Origin of the sequence: Lysinibacillus sp. NPDC086135 (assembly GCF_044746345.1) — a bacterium.
Lineage (GTDB): Bacteria > Bacillota > Bacilli > Bacillales_A > Planococcaceae > Lysinibacillus.
In genome coordinates this window covers 213912-239726 of the sequence record NZ_JBIVCA010000003.1, presented here as the reverse complement: position 1 = coordinate 239726, position 25815 = coordinate 213912, and the positions used below count along the sequence as shown (strand labels likewise).

Below are 25815 nucleotides of genomic sequence, written 5' to 3'. Positions count from 1 at the left end.
TATCAAAAGCCAACTTCAGCAATGGATCGCTAGCCTTCCTAAGAACTTACTTTCTAATCGGAACTCTGGCAGCTCTATATATCTTATTATCAGCTTCTTTATCTTCACCATTTAGAGAGTGCTTCTTAATCAATTGGCTCATTAACTTAATTGTAGGATTTTCAAACAAACTTATTAGTTTTATATTAGTGTTATATACTTCATTTATTTTTATTAGTAGTTGAACAGCTAACAATGAATGCCCCCCTAACGCAAAGAAGTCCTCATTCTTAGATATCTCAACATTAGTATGAAGAATCTTCTGCCACAGCCTAGCTAAATGAAGTTCAGTCTCTTCTAAAGGCTCTAAGTTCTCGCTAGCTATTTCATCCCATCTTATCTGTGGTAGTTTTTTTCGATCTATTTTTCCATTAGCACTAATAGGTAAATCATTTAACAACACAGTTTTACTTGGTACCATGGCAACCGGAATATTTTCCAGCAAATACCTTCTGATTTCATGCTCATCAAGATTTACATTCTCGTGCGGAACAACATAGGATTGTAAATATTCCTTATCATTATCATTGACTTTAATCACTACTGAACTTTTAATTGCTGGATATTGATTCAGAAAATATTCAATTTCGTTCAGATCAATCCTCACTCCATTTAATTTAACTTGAAAATCCTTTCTACCCAAATATTCTATAAATCCACTTGGATGATATCTGCCAATATCGCCCGTATAATAGACTAAGTCGTCATGTTTTTGGGATAAAGGGTTACTTCTAAAAGTATTATTAGGGTGGTTAATATAACCACTACTTTTATATGGAGTCTTAATAACGATCTCTCCTGGTTCATTAATTGCACAGAGAGAATTTTGATCATTGATAATTAATATTTCCGTATTTTTTATAGGCTCACCAATTGGAACAATAGATAAGCGTTCTTTATTGTCCCTTACCCTATGGAAACATTTAGCTAAGGTTGTTTCAGAGGGACCATATAAATTGACAATTTCGCTTTCTTTTGAAATAACATTTTTCCATTGTTCAACTAATTTGTAACTAAGAGGTTCGCCTGCAAAGAATGTCAGCCTAACATCCAAGCTTTTTACTTTATTAGATACAATCCACCTATTTAGTAATGAAGGGACAGCATGAATGACCGTGATTTTGTTATTCATTAACCACTCGATGACATCTTCATAGGAATTCGGTAAACAAAGGGTAGCTCCACTTATTAAAGGTAGAAATACATCCCGCAAATATACATCAAAAGCAGGATTCGTAAATTGAGCAAACCTATCGTTAGGCTTAATATTAAATTCACTTTTTTGCCAACATAAAAAATGATTTAAACCTTTCTGATTACCGATAATACCTTTCGGCTTACCCGTTGATCCAGATGTGAAATAAACATAAGCTTCGGAATCATTTCTAACTAATGGATTAATTATTAGCTCATTTACACGGCCACTCTCTTTAGAAATAGAGATATCTGGTGATAGGTACTGTGCATTTATTTTATTTCTTTGTATAGAAGACATTAAATTATCAAAGTCAATAAATAATTTTACATTAGCCTCATCTAAAATAGTATTAACTCTATTGATTGGTGTGCCTACATTAATAGGAACAAATACATAACCATTCATTAGCATACTGATAATACTAGTTATATAGTTAAAAGAGCTCTTTCCATAAATGGCTATTCTATCTCCCTCTGTTAGATTTAATTCGCGCAATACTTTTGTAAATTCATTTGTATAATCTAGTACATCCTTATATGTCCAAACTCTATTTTGTTCTTCAATGGCAGCTGATTTTAAGTTCGCTTCTATGGAGCCCTTTAAAGTATTTAAGAAGGTCTCATGAAGATTTTCATTATAATTAAAGTTGTTATTATAATGATGACTAATATTACTTAAACGAATACAACCTATTCTATTATTTTGTTGTTCAATCAATGATTCACATAAGGTATTAAGTTGTTCAACAAATGCTAGCATGCGTGTTGTATGGATTTTATTGTTTTGAAAAACTACTTTTAATTCGAGAGAATCCCCCTTATCAATGAAATAAAAAGTGATAAGGAATTTTGCCTTAGTTTCATGTAATTGTTTTCTTTCTACTTCCAAGTCTATTAATTCATTAGAATTCCGATCATAGTTTATATAGTTTACTAATATATCAAATACTGGGTTAGCACTTATTGTTCTAGACGGTTGAATTTCTTCTACAATTTTTTCAAAAGGAACATCTTGATTTACAAACATCTCTGTAATTACATTATTCATATTGTCAATCACATCAGTAATGGTTTGGTCATTTTGTATATACGTTCTTAAAGGCAACGTATTTAAAAATAATCCAATTGTGTTTTCCCACTTTGTTGATCGATCAATAACTGGTGTTCCTATTATTACATCATTTTGTCTATTCATTCTATGAAGTAGTATATTTAAAGCTGAAACAATTGTTGTGAAGTGTGATGTCGCCTGCTGTTTACTGATCTCTTTCATATTATTATAAGATTTAGTTGAGAACGTATAATCAAGCTGTGTACTATGGTTGTTATGAATAGTATTATACTCATCGATGGGAAATTTGGTCTTCATTAAGTTTCCACTTAAATTTGCCTTCCAATATTCAAGTTGCTTTTTATAGAATGAAGAATTAGTAAAACGAACCTGCTCTCTTGCGTACTCAGTATAAGAGCATGGTTTCTTATAGGTTAATTTATTCCCTAGTTTTAATTGATTATAATTTTCAAACAGTTCGCTCTCGAAATATTCTACTGAAAGACCATCAATAACTATATGATGGAAAACTATTAAAAGGAGATATTCTGTGTCACTAAACTTTAATAACTTGACTCTATAAGGCATATCCGTCTCTAAATTAAATGGTTTGGACAAAATCTCATTTAATTTATTCTTGCTAAAGCTATCTTTATCGCAATGTTCATCAAATTGTTCGACTTCAAAGTCTACTTTTTCTATATTTTTAATCAACGTGTATGGCTTACCATTATTTACTCTAAAATTAGCTCTTAATATTTCATTATCCTTAATAATCTTTGTAACACTTTCAATCAATAAATCGATGTTTAATTTGCCATTTATTTTTAATGAATAAGGTAAATGATAATTATAATCCTCTGGATGAAGTTGATATAAGAACCATATCCCTTCTTGAGCAGAAGACAATGGTTGAAAGTCGTTGTCATTTTTATCAATAACTTCTTTGTTATTGATAATTTCGTTATCAATCTTTGACGCAAGTTCCCTAATAGTTGGAGTTTCGAATATATCTCTAAGTCTTAACTCTGTTTCAAAAGCTTTATTGATTTTAGAAATAATCTTGACACCTAATAAAGAGTGTCCACCTATCTTAAAGAAATTGCTTTCTACCCCTATATCTTCTAAGCATAACGCTTCTTCCCAAATATCTGATATGTCTTTTTCTGTTTTATTACTTGGTGACACATAACCAGCAGGGCTGAGAATGTTTTCCTTATTTGGTTTAGGCAAAGCTTGATAATCTAATTTCCCGTTTTTATTAATTGGGAACGCGTTTAAGTACACTATATATTGAGGGATCATATAATCAGGAAGCTTCTTACTTAGAAAATTATATAAATAATTGTTTTCCAACTGAGAATTCGCAATGACATATCCAACTAGCGCATTTTTTTGATTTGATTTATCGAAATGAACAACTGCATCTTTTATTTTATCAAACTCCTTGAGTGAGTTTTCAATCTCACCCAATTCTACACGCATACCTCTCACTTTGACTTGCGAATCTTCTCTGCCGGTAAACATTAAATTACCATCAATATCTAAATATCCCTGGTCACCTGTACGATAGATTGTCTCATCTATACTGTATGGATTTTTAATGAAGCTCTTATTTGTTTTTTCTATATCATGTAAATATCCATTTGCTAATCCGATACCTCCTATATACAGGTCTCCGGTAACACCATAGGGAACAGGTTTCATCTTTTTATCAAGTACATAGATGTAATTATTATTTATTGGTTTGCCTACTGAAACAATTCCTTTTTTATGACCGTCTTGAGATGTACATTCATAACAAGTGGAATCAATAGAAACCTCCGTAGCTCCCCACGAGTTAAATAACCTAACGTCCATTTTTTTGAATAGCTCTTTAACTAAAGATGATGATAACGCCTCTCCACTAGATATAATTGCTCGTAAATTCTTAAGTTTTAATGTTTCTTCTTCACTAATTAAATCTATGAAAGGTTTTAACATACTCGGTACAAAATGCAATATTGAAACATTATATTTTATAGCATCTTCAATAATAGAGTGCGGATCTTTATGTTCTTCCGGTTTCATTAGTGCTACTCTTGCTCCTACAATTAATGGCCAAAATATTTCAACTGCCGCATCATCAAAAGATAATGTTGTTTTTTGTAGGACAGTTTCATCAGGTTGCAAATTATGATAATTTTGCATCCATAACATTCTATTAATCCAGCCTCTATGATTATTAGCAACGCCTTTCGGTTTCCCGGTCGAACCAGATGTATAATAAACTGAAATTAGGTCTGTAGGTTTTACCTCGCCTTCTTTGCAGCCACCAAGCTCAAAAGATGCATCTAAGTTTAGTTGTTTAATATCAAGTATGGAGGTATTTGTGTCAACTACATCACTTTCCTTACATCCTGATAGCAGTAATAATTTTGCTTTTGAGTCTTCTATTATTTCATGAACCCTATCTGCTGGCATACTATTATCTATTGGCAAATAAGCCCCACCTGCTTTTAAAATGCCTATTAACCCTATTATCATATCAAGTGAACGTTCAATTTTAATAGCAACTACATCATTTCGTCCAATACCCCTGTTTTTTAACAGTTTACTTAGACATGTAGACTTTTTTTCTAGCTCCTCATAGGTAATATTCTTATCACCAAATGTAACAGCTATATTATGTGGAGTTTTTGATGCTTGCTCCTCAAATAAATTATGCAATCCTACATTTTGAGGGATTCTTATCACACTTCCCTTATTCAACAAGCATTCTATTTCATTCTTATTAAGCATATTAATATCGCCTATTTTACTGTCCAAAGTACTTATTTGGATATTATTTAATATCCCCTGGAAGTGATTGGTAAATTGATAAATCATATCTTCGGTAAAAATGTCTGATTTATATTCCCATCTCCCAGATATAGCATGCTCATCTTCCTCGAAAAACAATGTAAGGTCATACTTAGATGTATTATTGTTAACTTTTTCAGGTACACCTTTAATGAAATCAAAGTGCTTTTTATTATATTTAGGAGTATTTTGGAGTGCCATCATTATATTAATTATTGGAGTAAAGCTCTGATCAATGCCTTCTCTAACCTCATTAACTATCTTTTCAAAAGGCAAATCAGCATTTTTTAAGTTACTTATACTTTGCTTTTGAATATGATATAGAAGGTCTCTGTATGTTAAATTGTCATCGAGTTCTGACCTCCAAGGTAATGTGTTCACAAAAAACCCCAGTACATTTTCAAAATTACGGTTAGGCCTTCCTGCAACTGGCGCACCAACAATCAAATCTTTTTGCTTTGTATATTTATAAAGCAAAACTTGAAACACACTCATTAGTACCATAAACTTGGTTGTGCCTGTTTCTTTTGTAATTCGATTTATTATATCGACCTGCTTTTGAGGAAGTATAAAACTAAAAAAATCACCCTGGAAATTACTATCTGAATTAACTCTATGGCTTGTAAATTTAACTTTATCTAGCTGTCCTTTCAATAAATCTTTCCAATAATTAATTAATTCAGCTTCATTATGCTGTAAATATTTCTTGTGCCATAGCGTATAATCTTTATATTGAAAAATATTATTGGCTTCTATTTTATTTTCCCTATCAGTTTGTAGTGAATTGTAAATTGTAAATAAATCATCGATGAAAATATTGAAAGACCAATCATCAAATATAATATGATGAAAGTTAAGAAATAGTAGATAGTTATCAGTACCTAATTTATATAGGTTAACTTCAAAAAGAGGGGCTTTAGACAAATCGAACTTTCTTTTAGATTTTTCAATTAAGATAGCTTCTAAGTTTGTTGAGTCTTTTTCCAAATCAACAAATTGAAAAGGCGTCGTGTCAAGATTGTTTACGACTTCTTGCAAAGCAGTACCATCTGACTCAAAAATTCTAGTTCTTAATATTTCATGTTTATTGCATAACACTTTTATAGAATCCTGGAGTTTACTTGAATCAATTTTGCCTTTCAACTTTAATTTATATGGTATGTTGTATAAATAATCGCTCATTTCCGTTTTATCCCAAAACCATAGTCTTGTTTGTTGCGAAGAAGCTGCTAACCTTTTCTCGTTCGTCTTACTTATTACATAATTTCTACTTTTTTTCTCCCTTTTTCCGATTAGCTCAGCAAGCTTTTTAATAGTTTTCATCTCAAAAATGTCACTTATATTAATATTAATATCGAAAGTTTCCTCAATCGCACCTAATAATTTTACTGCATTTAAAGAATTTCCCCCTATTTCAAAGAATGATGTATCAATAGGTATGCTATTGACATCTAAAATCTCCTTCCAAAGTGAATAGATTTTACGCTCAACCTCATTCATCTTGACTTTTTTTGTAATTTCCAAATTAGAAATTACATAATTGGTCAAATACTGCCTATCAACCTTACCATTTTTATTAAGTGGTAGAGACTCCAGTGTTAAGTATTCCTGAGGAAGCATATAATTAGGTAGCTTTTTAGAGAGTATTTCTTTTACTTCATCCAAATTTCCTTGACCTTGATTTTTAAAGACAATTACTGCTCGGATTATCGTTTCATTATTCTTATTAATCCTTGAAACAACTGCACTATCTTGTATTGAACTGATCTTATCAATTTGAGCTTGTATTTCATTTAATTCAACTCTGAAACCTCGGATTTTAACTTGATGATCTACCCTACTTATGAATTCTAATTGATCATTATCATCTACCCTTGCTAAATCACCGGTTTTATATAAAATCGACTCATTTTTACCTTCTTGAAAACAATTTTGTTTATATTTTGAAGCAGTTAATGAATCGTTCTTGTAATACCCTCGGGTAATCCCCAAACCAGTAATATAAATTTCACCGACTCTACCCTTTTCTACAGGATTCATATATTCGTCTAATAACAAAATAGTTGAGCGGCCGTAAGGTTGACCTAATGGAATTACATTGCCTTTTCGTTCTATTCTATCTACATCATTTGCCATTACACCTACAGTAACTTCAGTTGGTCCATAGTGGTTAAAAATTTTACATGCAGCGTTAGTTTCTTTAATTTTATCTACAAGACTCCACTTTAATTGTTCCCCGCCTAAAATTATGTATTCTGGTATAAACATTGATGTATTTTGTCCGTGTAAAAGAGCTTCCATATGAGACGGCACTAACTTAATACAATGAATGTCGTGCACCCTACAATAACTGCTCAACATCACAGAATCCGTTATCATACTCTCTGGTATAACATGAAGTGAGCCACCTGTAGTTAATGATGCAAAAATAGGCGTTACAGATAAGTCTGCAGCAATTGTAGTTAACAACGTATAATTTAACGGCTTGTTGACCTCCATATAATGAAGAATTCCTTGTAGATGATTCAAAACATTTTTATGCTCAACCTGAACACCTTTAGGTTCTCCTGTGGTGCCCGATGTAAAAATAGTATAAATCAAATTATCAATCGTATATTCTTTTGATACGTTCATTTCACCGTATCGATCATAATCTAATATCTCTAAATTATGAATACTAGTTACACAAGCTTTCTCAAACTTGCTTCCATTTTTATTGTCAGTTAACAAAAAATTGGGATTTACTTGATCTACTATTTTTGTTAGACGGTCCACAGGTAATGACGGGTCTAAAGGTACATAATATCCACCTGCTTTAATAATACCTATGATTGCTATAATCATTGTAATTGATTTATCAAAGCATATTGCCACCGGTTCTTCTACATTCATTCTTTCATTCTTTAATAGATTTGCTATTTGGTTTGCTTTACTGTTTATATCTTTATAAGTGATAGTTTCATCCATAAAGCGAACGGCTATCTTATTTGGGTGCTTGATTACTTGTTCTTCAAAAGAATCAATAACTGTTTTAGTTAAATCAATTTTTTGGTTACTTACAAATATAAAATCTTTCTTTGCAATTAACACTTTATCACCTCATGCAATATTCTATTTAAAAAAACTCCCATTCGAAATCGAAAAGATGTCGCTCACTACCATTTTATGATTGGCTTTTCTATTTTCCATTTTCACTCGTTTGTTTATCTTTTCCCTATGGAGATTTTTAATATGAGCGTTGAATGGCAAGTTGCCAAACTCTAATATCCTGACTGCCCCTAAATGATCTCTTATTGGGATAACACTTCCTTGATTATAGATACTTGGTGCGAACGGAATATCTAATACACCGTTAGCAAAAGATTTAATGGTTCCTTGTGCAAGGTCTCCATTTCCAATTTCCAGGACTTTATCTATAATTAGATTTGTTTCCTCATTTATAATTGTGACTTCATCAGATACGTCAATTTTTATACTGCCAATTTGACTACTAATCATCTTCACCATATGTTCAGAAGTTCTTATTCCATCCATATTTGCCTCTAAGGTAGGTATTCCTTCCGCCTCATGCGGTGTTTTTAATATCATTTTATTTGCAGCAGAAAGAACAGCTGTAAGAGAACCTAAGTTTATCACTGAATAAGCAGCTGATTCTTCTCGTGGAAAATTGCCCATCCATTGATGATACACTGTTGACAGGTTTACAGTGTATCCATACTTCTTGAATATATCAATTGCTTGAGTACGTAATGAAATCATCGCAGCAATGTCCTGTACAATATGTCCAACGCTACCATATCCTAGGCTTATATTCTTTACACCTTGTTCTGCTGCTAATAGCCCCTCTATTATGGCTATTGAATTTGATATACTCGGTGGTACCAGTGTACCTGTTAAAGGTCCAAATGGTTCTCTATTCAATGAAATGCCCATTTCTTCATAAATACCTATCAACCTATCACAGTATTGCCAATCGGATATACTTTTTTCTAAGCTAACTTTCTTAGAATAAGGAATATTATAAGAAATGCCTCCCCCCTCATTAGAAGTCCATCCAGAAGCGTGTATAATCTCTGCTAGAAGTCTACCATCTGGAGAACCGTGCCTCGCCTGTAATGGTTTTGAGATTGAGTCGTTCAATTCCCTACACCCTTTTAACCCGTGGTTAACTGCTGGGAAGCCATTTAAAACCGAGCTTTTTTTGCTTAAGCTCTCACTTAAACCTTTCTCACTTTTAAGGTATTCATTTTGTCTTGTGTAACTATCAATAGTCACAGGCATTAAATCTGCGCCAGCTTCAATAAAACCTTCCAATAAGGTCTTCTGTCCCCGAAGTGTAGCTACCCCACCTCGAGGTTGAAGCAATAATTTATTGTTCCTTTTAGCATCATCTAATATTTTTGAGAAGTATTTATGCTCAGGCAAGCTACTTAAATATTGATAAGCTTCATCTAACTTAATTGATTTACCTGTAGGCCAACTATCCAATACTTGTTTTCTTGTCTGATAAAATTGATCTTTAGTTAACTTTACGTTTTTGACTTGCATCTTTATTCCCCATATCTAAAGTAAGATCGTTAACTTTCCTTAGAGAAATATCATTATAAATAGAATCTATTGCCCATTCTAAGTCATCTGCTGGGCTAAAAACTCTGTTAAATCCCATTTTCAAAAACTTTCTTTCTACAGTTTCCCATTCACTTTTACCAATGCTTAAATTTCCTCCAATATAAAGTAATACATTATTTAATCCATTTTTAAGACAATTTCTAGAAAATCCCCTACAATCTAGTTCAGCATGACCATATAATGAAGATACTACAATTGCATCCGCCTTTACTTCCTTCGCAGTATTGATGAAATCTTCTTGTGAACACTGTACACCTAGGTTATGAACTGTGAAACCCTTTTCCTTGAACGCAAAATGCAGGATCTTGTTCCCTACAGAGTGACAATCCTGACCAATTACTCCCATAACAATAGTAATAGTATTCATGTATATAATCCTCCTAACATAATACCTCCTGCCTGAACTAGACAAGAGGCAAATTAATAATATTTATATGGATTTTCAGCTAGTTTCTTTTGGCATGGACATGTTAATAAAGTCCACCATTTTATTCATAGTGTTAAAATTAGTAATTTGCATTGCGTTAATTTCTAGCCTGTATTCATCTTTTAAAATAGAAATGATCCTTAGAACATCCATAGAATCTAATTTGTATGGTGAATCTGGCCCGAATAAAACGGTATCACTATCAATATCCTCTTTAAGGTTTACTTCATATACTTCAGCAAACAATTCTATAATCTTCTCTTTAATTAATTCATCCATTTTACTTTCCTCCTAAAAATATTTGTTAACCAATAAGTATACTAAAGGGCGAATCCGGTACAAATAATGAACAATCTTCCTCAACTAAATAATCATCAATTTCAACTAAATAATCATCAATTTCAATTGAATTATCACTAGTCTCATTTTTAATTTTTAGTAGGTGGTTCACATTGTAGCCTCCCTTGTATTCGATTTTCTAAATCCCAATGCCCCCCAGATAAAGCCGGCCCCTATACCTCCAATAACAATTGATTCATCCCTAGATAGAGTATTGTTTGCTAATGCTTGATGTAATACCGTTAATACCGTTGCCGCACCTGTATTGCCGTACTTATCAATATTAATTGTAGTCTTATACTCAGGTTGATTAAGTTCTTTTAAAACCTCTTTTATAATATTTAAATTAGCTTGATGAATAATATAATGATCTATATCATCTGGACTTAAATCCATATCATTAATAACAGAACGAATTGAATTTGGTAAGTACTTAGTAGCCATTTCCCATACTGTTCTTCCATCCATCTTAATATAGTGCTCGTTATTATCTACAGTCCTGAAACTTGTAGGCTTTCTCGATCCCCCTGCTGGAATCTCTACTTTATATGAGAGTTCTGAATCTAAATTCCAAGACATTAAATTATAGCCATCTTCTTTGTAATTCAAAATAATTGCTCCTGCAGCATCCCCAAAAAACACACGTGTTGTTCTATCAAGTGGGTTTGTGTACTTAGATAATGACTCTGCACCTATAACGAGTACATTATTAATAGAAGGGTTTTGAAGTAAATGGGTTCCTAAAAACAAGCCATAAATCCCACCCGCACAAGCAGCTTGATTTAAATCTAAAGTAATAGCATTTTTAATACCCAGGGCATCTTTAACAATTACAGAGGTTGAAGGTAATATTTGATCTGGAGTAAATGAGGCAATAATAATTGCATCAATTTCCTCTGGTGAAATACTAGCATTTTCGATTGCCTCCTTGGCTGCAGCAATACATAGATCCGATGTTGCCTCAGATTCATCCACAAACCTTCTCGTTTTAATCCCTGTTCTAGTTACAATCCACTCATCTGAGGTATCTAAACTTTCACTCAAATCATTATTAGACACCTCATTTTTAGGAACGTACATTCCAGAAGATAGAATCCCAATTGGTCGGATTAAAGTGTTCACTTGTTTGCTTTGCTTAATTGTAGTCTCAATCATCATAAACCTCCCATTATAATTTAAAATTCAAAGGATCAATGTTTATAACTTTAAAATCCTTCTTTAAAATGGCTCCAAAGAAGCTACTAGGACCAATCACATAGATATCTTTAATCTTGTCATCTAACATTTTTTTGTGAACAAGTGTAAATTTAACGGGTGTGTCTACACTTTTAAGCATTTCCTCTTTCAAGCCTTCTCCACATGTGATACTGCTTGCATCTAAATCTGAAACGAATGGTTTCGATAATTCTGAAAATTCATACCCTGAGTAAACCTCTTTGTCTAACAAATTTCTCAACTCTTTGAGATTACTTGTATGACTTAGCTCTGTAGTGTATATAGATGTACTTTTCCCTTGAATCTTAATTATTCGTTTAAGTTCATTAATGGTCTCTACAGTAGATCCTATACCTATAAGCTCATCTGATATATAAACAGATATTTCAATCCATTTTCCTTCAGACCTAAATTTTTGTATGAGGTTTTCTAAATCTTCAAGTGAATACTTGTATATAAAATGGGTACAATATTCCTTGTCCATATTTCTCAAATATTCATCTTCCACAATTGCAGTGTCTCTCACTATTTTAAGAGCTTCTTGAAAGTTTAGACTACCTAGATAAACACCTGCTGCAATTATCCCAAAACTCGAACCAATCACATATTCAGGATGCAAATCTTTATTGCTCTTTTGTAATTCATAAAGCAAAGTAAGCGTGTTAACGAAAAAAGCACATCGCTCAGTAACGATTGACTTGTCCCCACTTAAGAAACTTTTAAGTAATGGATAATTAAGACATTCTTCTGCTTTCATATATAACGACTGAGAAATTTCGGAATTTCCTATCAATTCTTCAAAATCACTAAACCTCGATTTAGCCATACCTGGAAATAAAAAGACTGATTTACTCATTATAGTCCTCCATTTTTAACTTCTAGCGAATTGAAAATCATTTATATCTAAATAACTTTCAATATCAAAGGAAATATCTGTATACTCCATCGATTTAACCAAAAATTTCCCTGGCCCAATGATGTCTAATTGTTTAATCTCTTCTTTCTTTAGCAAATGTAGAATATCTGTCCATCTGACAGGTAGAACATATTGCTCAGTTAATGATTCTTTAATTTGTTCACCTTTTAATAAGGGTTGCGCGGTATTGTTACAAATATTCGGAATAATCGGATCTTTAAAATCATTGATATCCATAAACTTTTGTTTAAAGATATCTCGCACTCTATTCATCATAGAAGAATGTGCAGGCGGGCTATAAGGAATATGCACACCCAATCCTCCACTCTTTAATACTTTCCATCCCATTTTTTCTAAGCCAGTCAATTCTCCAGTAATTATCATTTGATTATCCGCTGTATACATACAAGGTGCAACATAATAACCTTGATCATTCATTTCTTCAACTATTTTTAATAATTCTTCTTGCCTAATGTTATAGAACATATAATTGCCATACTTATCATCTGAATAAACAGATTTCTCACTATTAACCATAGCTACAATCATCTTTAAAGCTGTCTCAAAGCTATAAGCTCCACTAATGTAACCAGAAGTAATACTACCTAGACTCGGACCGGAAATAAATGAGTATTCATTCAAATCAATATTGAGTTTTTGTAATAATCCACAAGTGATTGAGACAATTCCACATCTGCCGATATAGCTTTCATTTATTAATTTTTCGTCTTCAGAAAAAAATGACTTATATAAATTAATTCCTAATATTGCACTTGCTTTTTCAAAATATTGTTGTACTTCTTCAAACTGTTCATAATATTCTTTCAGATGACCAGTACGTATGGTCATTTGCGGAGGTAATATTAGTGCTTTTTTTACCATTTAAGATATTCACCATCCCTTATTAAATTGACAAGCCACCATCAACAACTAGTGTATGTCCAGTTATGTAACTGGCATCATCTGAACAAATAAAACATACCGCTTTTGCAATTTCTTCTGGTTGGCCAAATCTATTTAAATCAATTTGTTTTTTGTATTCCAATAAGTCTTTTTCTTCTATTTGATTAAACATCCTAGTACCTGCTATATATCCCGGTGCAACAACATTTATTCTTACATTGTAACTTGCAAATTCTTTACTTAAGGATCTCGTAAGTCCTATGATGCCAGCCTTACTAGCTGAATAACTGCTTAATTTGGGTAGACCTTTAATTCCAGCTACAGAGGAAATATTAGTAATGCTCCCCTTTCTCTCCAGAAGCATATGTAAAGAAACTGCTTTAATACAATTAATAGTACCCATAATATTTGTTGATAGAATATCAGCCCAATTATCTAGACTGTTAATCGCTAATGCTCTTTCTGCGCTTACAGCAGCATTGTTGACTAAAATATCAATTGTTCCATAATCTTTTATTATTTGACTAAAAACCTCTTCAACACTTTTATAATCTCTAACATCCAACTGTAGAGCTTTTGAACCAGCTTGATATTTATTATTAATTTCTTCTACAGTCTTATTTGCTTCAATATGATTGTTAAGATAAGTTATTATAACTTTGGAACCTAATTCAGCTAACCTAATGGCGATTGCTCTACCAATGCCTTGGGATCCCCCAGTAACTACAGCAATTTTACCCTTCAATTTATATTTCACACTCCTAAATTCGAAAAGAGACTTCTTTGATTTTCGTAATATCTCCTAAACTTTTCTTTTGTCTCCTCTAATTTCTTTGGATCAAAAATATTGTAGTAGAATTCAGGGTTCTCTTCGTAATATTCATAATACTCATCGCGAAGAACTGAACAAATAACAGCATCATGATATTTACCGTCTAAGAAATAGTAGTCCCTCAATATGCCTTCAATTTGAGTTGAATGCTTCATTAACATACTAATTGTTCTTGTATTATATAAACCTGTTATAAATTGCAGTCTGTGGGCGTTTTTAAAATGAAATAAATAATCCATTATTAATTTAGTTGCCTCGACACCATAACCTTCATCCCAGATAGATGGGTCTCCTATCGTGCCGCCAATTTGATAATTCCCTTGTGTTTTTACCTCGTGCCAAGAAACAAAGCCTATTTTTCTACCGGCATTAGTTTTTACTCCCACATATCTAGTTTTATCTTGCTTCATTTGTTCCTTCATTTCATTTAGCGATACAAAATCTAGTGAACCGCTCATTAAAGTACTAGTTAGGTCTGATTGTCTCCATTTATAAATTAGCTCTACATCATCTTCTTCAAATGGCACTAAAGAAACCATTAATCCTTTCAATGAAAGCGTCCCCCTTTTTTACTTCACTAACTCATTTATTAATGAGTCATATGATTCCCCTTCAATAAGAAAAAGTGCTTTTACAGCTAAACCTACTCTCGAGTTAACCTCAAATTTCTGAATACAAGAAGTAATATGATATTCTACTGTTCTTCGACTCATATAGAGAGTATTTGCAATCTCTTGATTTGTCTTATCTCTTATTAATTCTTTAACTACAGAAATTTCAGTTTTGGTTAATGGCATTTTGTTCGCATTCCTTCTGAAATAGCCTCTATTTTCATTATAATCAGAAAATTCTTTAGAATAATAAAACCCCCCGCTAGAGACTGTTTGTATAGCTAATAGTAAGTCTTCCTTTTGTCTATTTAAGATTATGCTGTTAGAAAATTCCCACATTAAATGGATCCTTTCGATATTAACTACAGTATCATCAAAGATAATCACATTTGGCTTATCTTTACCATTGGCTATATGCTGTTGTTTTAAGAACCCTCTTAACATTTTTAATGCAGACAAATTAGTATTACTCATTATAATTAAATCAAGTTTTATTTTGTCTAGATTATTGAGTTCATATATCTGGTCATCATCATACAAACTATATTGAACATCGATTTTTAAATTACAGGATTTAAGATACAAATGCGTTTGGTTAACCAGTGACAAGTTTCTATCAATTATCGCTATTTTTAATGGCCTTATCATATTTCCTCCAGTAATTGTTAGTCTAATTCTTCTGTAAATCTAAACAAAGTGGTAGGTTAATTTTTAATAAGGATTTTATCATTTGAATAAACTGATGCAAGAGTGGCTTTTTGTACATAGAGTCTATTTTCTGCGGTATTATACATCAATGATCTTGGTCCATCAATAATTTCCGCAACAGCTTCATCTCCTCTAATAATAGGTAGTGGATTAATAAAATAAGCGTCTTGATTCGTTCTATTAAACCGCTCGTTGTTTACCAACCACTTATCTCTAATTTCATTTTTATATCTTTGTTCTTCATAGCCAGGTAGATTCAAACTTCCCCATGCTTTTGCATAAACCACATCAACATCTTCTATTGCCTCATCTAAATCATGAGAAAACTCTAGATTCGCCCCTGATTCTTTTGCAGCTTGTTTAGCAAATGATAAATATTGTTCATCTAACTCAAACCCTTTTGGATGAGCGATTCTTAAATCCATCCCGAGTAGTGATGCAGCTGTTAACATACTATGAGTACACCCGGGAGATTTTTTCCTTTCAGCATATCCCCAAGTAAATAAAACTTTTTTCTTTTTATAATTTTGACCATACTTTTCTTTTAAGGTAAGAATATCTGCCATTATTTGACACGGATGATCTTTGTCGTCTAGTGCATTTATTACTGGAATATTAGAATGACTTGCTATTTCTTCTAATGTGTTACGTCCATATCCATAATCATTCATGTTATACCAACGGACTACTAATCCATCTAAGTATTTCCCCATGACTGTAGCCGTATCTTTCATACTTTCTTTATTTGCTAATTGAAGCTCATGAGCACTATAGGTGAAGGCCTCCCCTCCTAAATGCTTAATTGCTGTTTGGAAGGAGATTCTTGTACGAGTAGAGGGTACATTAAATAATAAACCGATATTCTTATTTTTTAATGGTTGATCGTTAATTTTTCCACTTTTATAATCTGATGCTAATTCTATTAATCTTTCTAACTCACTACCACTCAATTTCGAAAAATCAAAAAAGTTCTTCAATTTACAACACTCCTTTTCTCCTAGAAACTCTAATTTTTTATTTTTTTGTATTATTCTGTAATGAAAGTATAATATACCAATCTGTTTTTTGTATACGTAATTACCGCAAGTTTGGAATTTTTACAAAATTTATATATTCAGTAAATAGTTGCGTTATTTACCGTGGAATTCAACTTCCCAGTAAATTAATATATCTATATTTAAAGGAGGTATTTAATATGGATATTACCCAGAAAAAAAATAGTTCAATTATTTTTGAAAACGAAGTTTATTCACATGCGCGCTTTACAAACGATGTCTTTAACTACTCAAATGTTCTCTTAGCTCATGGAGTTGTTAAGGGAGACAGAGTGATCCTCTGTTGTGATAATAATTATGCATTTTTGGTATCTCTTTTTTCACTTATGCATATTAATTGTTCAATTGTTCTCCTCGATACAAATACTAACTACTCTGATTTACAAATGATAAATATGAGAACAAAAGCAAATTGGATACTCACAGAGGATGAATCTTCTGCATTTAATGGACCTAAATACATTAGCTTATCTGCTTCATTTGATAATATAGGAACGAACCAAGCCCCTCCCGGAAATAAGATAGATTTACATGAATGGTATCGTAGATCCGATGCCATCATACTATTTTCTTCTGGCTCAACTGGAACTCCAAAAGGAATTGTCAAATCTGGTGCTTCCTTATTCAATAATATGGATTCAACTGCATTGGGAATGGGTTATAAAGCAAACGAAGTTATTCTACCTGTGGTTCCATTTTTTAATATATGGGGATTAAATATGATTATTCAGTGGTGGGTCGTCGGGTGCACAATTGTTATATGTGATTACCAAAATATAAGAACATTACCTTCTATTATTAATAGGCATAAAATTTCAGTTGTAGAGGCTACCATTGCAACAACTTATTTAACTGTACAAATTGCAGAAAGAAATAAAGAAAAAGTTAATTTCATAAAAGATAATATACGTATGTGGTTTACTAGTGGTGCTCCAGTCCCCCTAGTATTAAAAAATAGGTTTGAGAAAGTTTTTAACATACCATTGCTTGATTATTATGGTTCTTCAGAGGCTGGAAATTTAACATCTACAAATTTAAATAGCCACAATGGAACAGGAAAAGTTTTACCTGGACTTTCAGTTAAAGTAGTCGATGAAAACTTTAATGAAACAAAATCTAATGAACTAGGACACATCTATGCAAATGGCAATGGATTAATGGAAGGATATCTCGATAACGATGGAAATGTTAAATTAGACTTAAAAAACGGTTGGCTCGATATGAAGGATTTCGGATATTTCGATGTAGATGGAAATCTAGTTGTAATAGGTAGACATGACAATGCGATACATAGAATGGGGGCAACTTTTTATCCCTGTCATATGGAAAGAATCGTAGAGGAACTAGGAGTATTGAGTAAAGTAATAAGTTTCACAGAAGATAGAAAAGGTTCCTATTTAATATTGTTTATTCAATATTCTTCTGAGGACTCCGGTGAGTTACGAAAAAAAATAGTTGATGCTTTGCCTACCTATATGTATCCAGATAAACTAATTTGCACAAAAGAATTTCCTTTTCTACCAAATGGAAAAATAGATAATAAAAAATTAGAGAAATACGCATTGGAAAATTTAACAATTTCAATTTAATGAGTAATAATGACGGCGACTCTGTCTTAAAAAGATAACTATCCACTTTCATCAGGATTAAATATGTCCCTTATATGGTTGCATGGTCATTTTGAAGTGCTCTCGTCAAGTAGACCTTAGAAATAATACAAAAACTTTATGCGGCTTGATTCCTAAATCCCAAAGGGCTCAAGCTTTCCTCTAGGGCACTGAAAAAACAAATAATTATATTGTTTTGAGTAGTTTAATTAAAAAAAGACAGCTTCTTATTCATATTGAACAAGAAGTTGCCTTTTTTATTCTCCATTACTATTTTCTTCTTTTAAAAGTACTTTGGGTAATCAAAGCAATGCTTCTCATCTTTATCCTTCCGTTTTAGAAGGTGATATAGCTTTTTGTCTTAGTAAATAGAAATGGTCATATCAGATTACTAACTGAAAAGTTCTGTCAGTCTATAGCTATCCGTCTCTGGATCATATATACTTTTGCATCCGCATAAGTGACGCTTTTCTTAAAGCTTTTAGAAAAGTGATAATTGATTTGCATCAGGCATTCCTTCTAAACAACCCAATTGATCCATGTATTCAATTAATGTCTTGGATACTCGACCTCGTTGTTGTAAATCTTCCTTCGATAAAAATTCTCCGTCCTCACGTGCTGCCACAATTTGTTTAGCAACGTTTGTACCAAGTCCAGGAATCGCATCGAATGGTGGAATTAAAGAGTTCCCATCAATGATAAATTCACTAGCCTGCGAACGATATAAGTCTACCTTCTGGAAGCTCATGCCACGCTCACACATTTCAAGTGCTAGTTCCATCACAGTTAATAGGTTTTTTTCTTTTGTTGAAGCATCTAAGCCCTTTATATTGATTTCATCAATTTTTGCACGAATCATTTGCGAGCCTTGTACCATGGCAATTAAATCAAAATCATCTGCACGTACTGTAAAATACGCTGCATAATAAAGAATCGGGAAATGTACTTTAAACCATGCAATACGAACAGCCATTAACACATAAGCTGCTGCATGGGCTTTCGGGAACATATATTTTATCTTTTTACATGAATCGATATACCAACCTGGTACTTTATTCGCTAGCATTTCTGCCTCAAACTCTTCAGATAAACCTTTCCCTTTACGTACGGACTCCATAATTTTAAATGCCAGTGAAGGTTCTAGCCCTTGGTAAATTAAATACACCATAATATCATCACGACAGCCAATTACTTCTTTCAGCACACATGTACCGTTTTGAATTAACTCTTGCGCGTTACCAAGCCATACGTCTGTTCCATGTGAAAGTCCTGAAATTTGCACGAGCTCCGAGAATGTTGATGGCTTTGTATCTTCAAGCATTTGGCGTACAAAACGAGTACCGAACTCAGGAATGCCTAGTGTTCCTGTCTTACAGCCAATTTGTTTTTCTGTTACGCCTAAAGATTCTGGAGAACTAAAGATTTTCATAACGACTGGATCATCTGTTGGAATGGTTTTTGGATCTATCCCTGATAGATCCTGCAACATCCGAATCACAGTCGGATCATCGTGCCCAAGTATATCAAGCTTTAAAATATTATCGTGAATGGAGTGGAAATCAAAGTGCGTTGTACGCCATTCTGCATCCTGTGCATCCGCAGGGAATTGCACTGGGGAGAAATCAAAAATATCCATATAATCTGGTACTACAATAATTCCTCCTGGGTGCTGTCCTGTTGTACGTTTTACGCCAGTACACCCTTGCACTAACCGGTCTACCTCGGCACCACGGAAATGTAAGTTGTTATCATTAGCATAGCCCTTTACGTAGCCATATGCTGTTTTCTCCGCTACTGTGCCGATTGTTCCGGCACGAAATACATAATCCTCACCGAATAATACCTTCGTATAGTTATGGGCTTGTGGTTGGTATTCCCCAGAGAAATTCAAGTCGATATCAGGTACCTTATCCCCTTTAAAGCCAAGGAACGTTTCGAATGGGATATCTTGCCCATCTTTTTTATACGGTGTTCCACATTCTGTACAATCTTTATTTGGTAAGTCAAAGCCTGAGCTTACTGAACCATCATTAAAAAACTCGGAATGCTTACAATTTGGACAAATATAATGAGGTGGAAGTGGATTTACTTCAGTAATCTCCATAAAGGTCGCTACTAATGAAGATCCAACAGATCCACGAGAACCTACTAAATAGCCATCCGCTAATGATTTTTTCACAAGCTTCGCTGAAATTAAATAAATTACGCCGAAACCATGGCCTAAAATTGACTTTAATTCCTTTTCAATTCGGGCCTTCACGATTTCTGGTAGTTCTTCTCCATATATAAGATGTGCCATTTCATAGGTTAAATTTGTAACCTCATCGTCTGAGCCTTCAATTTTTGGTGTATATAAATCATCTTTAATCGGCTTAACATCACCAATCATATTTGCGACTTTTTGAGAATTGGTGACAACGACTTCCTTCGCAAGATCCGGTCCTAAAAAATCAAATTCTTCAAGCATTTCATTAGTCGTTCTAAAATGAACTTCAGGTAGCTTTGATCTATTTAAGATGTTGGCACCACCTTGAGAGCCAATTAGTATTTGTCTAAACATCCCATCTGTCGGATCTAAGTAATGGACATTACCGGTAGCTACAACTGGTTTATCAATTTTCTTCCCTAGCTTTACAAGCTTACGAATAATATCTTCAAGTGTCCATTCATCATGTATGACATTGCGCTCAATTAACGGTGCATACACGGCCTTTGGTTGAACTTCAATATAATCATAAAATCTTGCAACTTGCTCGGCTTCCTCTGGGGATTTATTCATCATCGTCTCGAATAATTCGCCATTACTACAACCTGATCCGACTAATAAACCTTCTCTATATTGCTCAAGAACCGCTCGTGTGACGCGAGGTACACGATAGAAAGTTTTTGTATGGGCGTGAGTGACTAATTTAAATAAATTTTTTAGTCCAGCATTATCTACTGCTAATATCGTGCAATGCATTGGTCGTCCCTTTTTATAAGCATCTCCACCGCCAACATGCTTGTTAAAGTCGTCGTGATATTTGATACCTAATTCATCCGCATCTTTTAACAGCTGTAAAAGTAAGAAGCCGGTTGCTTCTGTATCATAAATAGCTCGGTGATGCTGGGTTAAATCGATATTGAATTTTTTACAAAGCGTATTTAAACGATGATTTTTCATCGTTGGATACAGCATTCTCGCAAGCTCCAACGTATCAATAACTGGATGAATCGTTCCCTCAAGCCCATATTTTTTATAGCCTGTGTATAAAAAGCCCATATCGAACGATGCGTTGTGGGCTACTACTATGCCATCTCCGATAAATTCATGGAACTCCTTAATGACTTGCTCTACTTCTGGCGCGTTACGTACCATATCATCTGTAATACCTGTCAGCTCAATGGTCGTTGCTGAAAGTGGATGATGTGGATTGGCAAAGCTTTCGTATTTGTCTATAACATTTCCATCTTGAATTTTAACTGCAGCAAGCTCAATGATCGTATCGTAAGCAGTAGATAGACCTGTCGTCTCGACGTCAAACACGACATAAGTTGTATCATCTAATAATCGGTGCTCAGCTGCATAAGCAATCGGTACACCGTCATCTACTAAATTAGCCTCCAAGCCATAAATAACTTTTATACCATGCTTTTTCCCTGCTGAATACGCCTCTGGGAAGGATTGCACAACAGCATGGTCAGTAATAGCCACGGCTGGATGACCCCACTTTGCCGCCTGCGCAACGAGTCTATCAACCGGTGTCACTGCGTCCATTGTGCTCATCGGTGTATGCAAATGTAATTCAACTCGTTTTTCTCCCTCTGGCGCCTTATCCCGTCGTGTTTCTTTTTTGATTTCATTGATATCATTTGCCATAACGATTAAATCACGAATGAATGTGTCAGTTTGTACAGAGCCTCGGACTTTTACCCACATGCCTTTTTTCAAATGCTTCATAAGTTCTGCATCATCATTATCACGTGAGAACATTTTTACTACGATAGAATCCGTATAGTCGGTAATTTTAATTTGTAATAAAGAGCGACCACTTTTCAGCTCCCTAATTTCCGTATCAAAAACAAAACCTTCTATGATAACACGGCGTTCTTCCTCAACAATGCGTTTAATTTCCATCGTTTCATCATCTTTAATTAACATACCAAGCTGGAATGGACGGTCACCAAGGTTCGCAAGAGCTGGATTTTCTTTCTTCTCTTGCTCACGTTTTTGGTAATCTTGTACCGCTTGTTGGGCTAAAGCTGCTTCCTCTAAACGCCTCTGTTCCATGAAAGCTTCCTGTGCCGCGATCATTTCTTCCGTTTGATCTTGAAGCACAAAATCTATCACAATGTGTGGAAAGCCAAATTGACTATAGCTTTCGGAAAGCTTTTCTGCATACTTTGTTTTCAACATCATAAATTCCAATTCTTGCATGCAAGATAAAGTGATTTTTTGCCCATTCCACATAGGCATTTGCGATACTAGACAATGTTTTAAAGGTGGCGCCATCTCATCTATTTGCTCTACTACTGTTAACCAATATTGTTGGACAAGTTCTTCCGTAACATTTTTCTCTACCGTATCAAAAGTTGTGTGGATTTGAGCGATAGCTGAAAATTTTTCAGTCAACCGAGTACGAAATAGTTGGTATAGTGGAAAAGGGAGTACATCTCGTAATTTAATGGTAAAATTCCATAGCCTGTTCTTTTTGTGTACAGTTAGGCGTGATAATTCACCTTCTTCAAAAAAGGACATATACACATCATCTGTTAACTCTAGTTGTTGCAAGAGCATTTGAAACTTCGTTCTTGCTTCTTGTTGCTGTTCCAATCTATTGACACCTACTTTCAGAAAGAGGCAGTCTTAAAAGCCCCTTGTTTTATTTCCTCACCAACGTTTACGAACTAAAGAAAAAATTCGCTCCCTTTCCGCGGGCGACTGTCAAGCCTCACAAATCCTAAACATCTATGAATTCATGCTTGGCTCGCTGTCCCCGAGAAGTGGCGCGAATCTTTATCTATTTAATGCCATTTCATCCTTTTTGGGACAAGCATTTCTAAAGGAAAATCAATTATACCTCGGCATAATTGCGTCCGGAATCGGCTTTGTACTTAGGCCTACGTATGCAGGTCAGTTAGCCGTTATCGCATGGATGCGATGAATTTAGGCTAGCAACCTTAGCTCCATTCCAATTTCATGACATCCGCCGGAGGCTTTAGGCCATCACGAAGTTGGTCACTCAGTCGTTGCCACAGGATGTGGCGTTCTTTGACTGAGTTCCTCTATTTCAGCGGGTGCTTGGACACCCACTGAAAAGTAGTTCAAACCCGCATTCATCTCACCACCGTTGAAGTGTGAGACTTCAGCTAAAAAGAGTTAATTTTTGCGGAAAAATTCATTTAAGCGATCAATGACCTCTTCTTTTTTCCATTCGAACGTTTCACCTGTTTGACGGAATTTAACCTCAACAACACCTTCTGTTGCTTTTTTACCCACTGTTACTCGGACCGGTAAGCCAATTAAGTCAGCATCTGCGAATTTAACCCCAGCGCGCTCAGCACGATCATCTAATAACACATCATAACGGTATGATTTTAATAAGCCATATAGCTCATCAGCTAAGGCAACCTGTGTTTCATCCTTTGTATTAACAGGGACAACATGGATATCATAAGGCGTTAATTGTGTTGGCCAAACAAAACCATTTTCATCTTGGAAATGCTCTGCAACAGCAGCTAAAATACGTGATACACCAATACCATAGCATCCCATGATAAACGGTTGTGATTTACCTTGTTCGTCTAAGAAAGTACCATTCATTTTTGCAGAGTAAGTTGTTCCTAATTTGAAAATATGACCAACCTCGATACCTTCTGCAAATTTGATCATTCCTTGTCCATCTGGAGATGGATCACCCTCTTGAATAAAACGAATATCTAAGTATTCATTCACTGCAAAATCACGCTCTGGATTAACATTAACTAAATGGAAACCATCTTCATTTGCACCAGCTACACCGTTACATATAGATTTAATAGCATTGTCAGCCACTACTTTTACGTCTACTGGTAATTTAACAGGACCGATTGAACCAACTCCACAGCCTAATAAATCACGGATTGCCGCTTCACTAGCTAGTTCAACAGAACCAGCATTAAGCGCATTTTTCAGCTTAATATCATTTATTTCGTGATCTCCACGAGCAAGTACAACAACTAATTCACCATCAACATCAAATACTAATGATTTAATGACATTTGAAGGCTCAATATTTAAGAAAGCTGATACTTCTTCAATTGTTTTTTGGTCTGGTGTTGCCACTTTTTCAAGCTCTTTTAATGCTTCATCTGATGGTTGATAGTCTACAAGAACTTCTGCCATTTCGATGTTTGCAGCATAATTAGACGTGTCAGAGTATGCAATTGTATCTTCCCCAATTTCAGAAAGCACCATAAATTCATGAGTACCTTTCCCACCAATTGAGCCAGCATCTGCAATAACTGCACGATAGTTTAAACCTAAACGAGAGAAAATATTTGAATAAGCACGATACATATCATCATATGTTTCATCCAAACTTTCACGTGATGCATGGAAAGAGTATGCATCTTTCATAATAAACTCTCTGCCTCGTAATAAACCAAAGCGAGGACGTTTTTCATCACGGAATTTAGTTTGAATTTGATAAAGTGTTAGCGGTAATTTTTTATAGGATTTAATTTCATCGCGTACTAAAGTTGTAATCACTTCTTCATGAGTTGGCCCTAATGCGAAATCACGATCATGACGGTCCTTTAAACGCATTAATTCTGGACCGTATTTTTCCCAGCGGCCTGATTCCTGCCAAAGTTCCGCAGATTGTAATGAAGGCATTAAAAGCTCAATAGAATTGATCGCTTCCATCTCTTCACGAATAATATTTTCTATTTTTGTTAACACACGTTTTGCAAGCGGTAAATACGAGTATACCCCACTTGTATTTTGACGAATAAACCCTGCACGTAGTAATTGCTTATGTGATTTTACCTCTGCATCAGCAGGTACTTCACGTAGCGTTGGGATAAATGTTTTACTTTGCTTCATTCAGTGTTCCACCTTTTTAATAGATAAGTTTTATACTCTAATTAGCATAAACAAATTTAGCTTTGAACGCAATGTTTCAAAAAAATTGCGCTCAAAGCTATGTTTTTTCAATCAATTTTCACCTTGGCATACTTGCCTTGGCATCTTCTAACTATGTTTCACTTGAAAAACTTAACTTAACTTCATTTATTTAGCTCAATTATGCCTCTGCATAATTGCGTCCGGAATCGGCTTTGTGCTTAGGCCATGTTAGCCGTTATCGCATGGATGCAATGATTTTAGGTGACATCCGCTAGAGGCTTTAGGCCAACAAATGTTTTTCGCGCGAAAGCGAAGCGTCAGTGGCACCGAGGTTGGTCACTCAGTTGTTGCCATAGGA

Annotated in this window: 15 protein-coding genes; 1 reads left to right on the top strand and 14 read right to left on the bottom strand. The window is 34.2% G+C overall.

Features of this window, described 5'->3' with window-relative positions; translation table 11 throughout:
- Positions 1 to 46: 46 nt before the first annotated feature.
- From ACIPKN_RS06185 to ACIPKN_RS06130, 12 genes are all read right to left on the bottom strand, one after another.
- Positions 47 to 8218 (bottom strand): amino acid adenylation domain-containing protein, encoded by an 8172-nt coding sequence (locus ACIPKN_RS06185; RefSeq protein WP_400934340.1) that lies wholly within the window; start codon positions 8216 to 8218, stop codon positions 47 to 49.
- 21 nt (positions 8219 to 8239) lie between these two features.
- A complete protein-coding gene (locus ACIPKN_RS06180; protein WP_400934338.1) occupies positions 8240 to 9676 on the bottom strand; it encodes a methylaspartate mutase subunit E in 1437 nt (478 codons plus the stop codon).
- Positions 9648 to 10124, bottom strand: coding sequence for a methylaspartate mutase subunit S (glmS, locus tag ACIPKN_RS06175; RefSeq protein ID WP_400934337.1), 477 nt, complete (start codon positions 10122 to 10124; stop codon positions 9648 to 9650). The genes ACIPKN_RS06180 and glmS overlap by 29 nt, the downstream gene beginning before the upstream one ends.
- Positions 10125 to 10199: 75 nt before the next feature.
- The gene (locus tag ACIPKN_RS06170; RefSeq protein WP_400934335.1) at positions 10200 to 10463 is read right to left on the bottom strand and encodes an acyl carrier protein; all 264 of its coding nucleotides are present in this window, start codon (positions 10461 to 10463) and stop codon (positions 10200 to 10202) included.
- Between the two features lie 25 nt (positions 10464 to 10488).
- On the bottom strand, positions 10489 to 10635 hold the full coding sequence (locus ACIPKN_RS06165) for a hypothetical protein (RefSeq protein ID WP_400934333.1): 147 nt from the start codon (positions 10633 to 10635) through the stop codon (positions 10489 to 10491).
- Positions 10632 to 11681, bottom strand: a complete 1050-nt coding sequence (locus tag ACIPKN_RS06160) for a 3-oxoacyl-ACP synthase III family protein (RefSeq protein WP_400934331.1) — start codon at positions 11679 to 11681, stop codon at positions 10632 to 10634. The genes ACIPKN_RS06165 and ACIPKN_RS06160 overlap by 4 nt, the downstream gene beginning before the upstream one ends.
- 10 nt (positions 11682 to 11691) lie before the next feature.
- Entirely contained in the window at positions 11692 to 12594 is a 903-nt protein-coding gene (locus ACIPKN_RS06155; RefSeq protein ID WP_400934329.1) for an ACP S-malonyltransferase, read from the bottom strand.
- A 15-nt stretch (positions 12595 to 12609) separates the two neighbouring features.
- Complete coding sequence (locus tag ACIPKN_RS06150) at positions 12610 to 13536, bottom strand: ACP S-malonyltransferase (RefSeq protein ID WP_400934328.1); 927 nt, start codon at positions 13534 to 13536, stop codon at positions 12610 to 12612.
- Between the two features lie 22 nt (positions 13537 to 13558).
- Positions 13559 to 14302 (bottom strand): SDR family NAD(P)-dependent oxidoreductase, encoded by a 744-nt coding sequence (locus ACIPKN_RS06145; RefSeq protein ID WP_400934326.1) that lies wholly within the window; start codon positions 14300 to 14302, stop codon positions 13559 to 13561.
- An 8-nt stretch (positions 14303 to 14310) separates the two neighbouring features.
- Positions 14311 to 14940 (bottom strand): GNAT family N-acetyltransferase, encoded by a 630-nt coding sequence (locus ACIPKN_RS06140; protein WP_400934324.1) that lies wholly within the window; start codon positions 14938 to 14940, stop codon positions 14311 to 14313.
- Between the two features lie 18 nt (positions 14941 to 14958).
- Positions 14959 to 15648: a LuxR C-terminal-related transcriptional regulator gene (locus tag ACIPKN_RS06135; protein ID WP_400934323.1), complete on the bottom strand. Its 690-nt coding sequence runs from the start codon at positions 15646 to 15648 to the stop codon at positions 14959 to 14961.
- A 56-nt stretch (positions 15649 to 15704) separates the two neighbouring features.
- Positions 15705 to 16685: an ornithine carbamoyltransferase gene (locus ACIPKN_RS06130; RefSeq protein WP_400934321.1), complete on the bottom strand. Its 981-nt coding sequence runs from the start codon at positions 16683 to 16685 to the stop codon at positions 15705 to 15707.
- A 218-nt stretch (positions 16686 to 16903) separates the two neighbouring features.
- Here ACIPKN_RS06130 and ACIPKN_RS06125 point away from each other — a divergent pair, with 218 nt between their 5' ends.
- A complete protein-coding gene (locus ACIPKN_RS06125; protein ID WP_400934319.1) occupies positions 16904 to 18352 on the top strand; it encodes a class I adenylate-forming enzyme family protein in 1449 nt (482 codons plus the stop codon).
- Positions 18353 to 18851: 499 nt separating this feature from the next.
- Here the strand turns inward: ACIPKN_RS06125 and ACIPKN_RS06120 are convergent, their stop codons facing one another.
- Positions 18852 to 23183 carry a PolC-type DNA polymerase III gene (locus ACIPKN_RS06120; protein ID WP_400934318.1) on the bottom strand — a complete coding sequence of 1444 codons (4332 nt, stop codon included), beginning with the start codon at positions 23181 to 23183 and terminating at the stop codon, positions 18852 to 18854.
- A gap of 546 nt (positions 23184 to 23729) precedes the next feature.
- A complete protein-coding gene (locus ACIPKN_RS06115; protein WP_400934316.1) occupies positions 23730 to 25436 on the bottom strand; it encodes a proline--tRNA ligase in 1707 nt (568 codons plus the stop codon).
- Positions 25437 to 25815 lie beyond the last annotated feature (379 nt).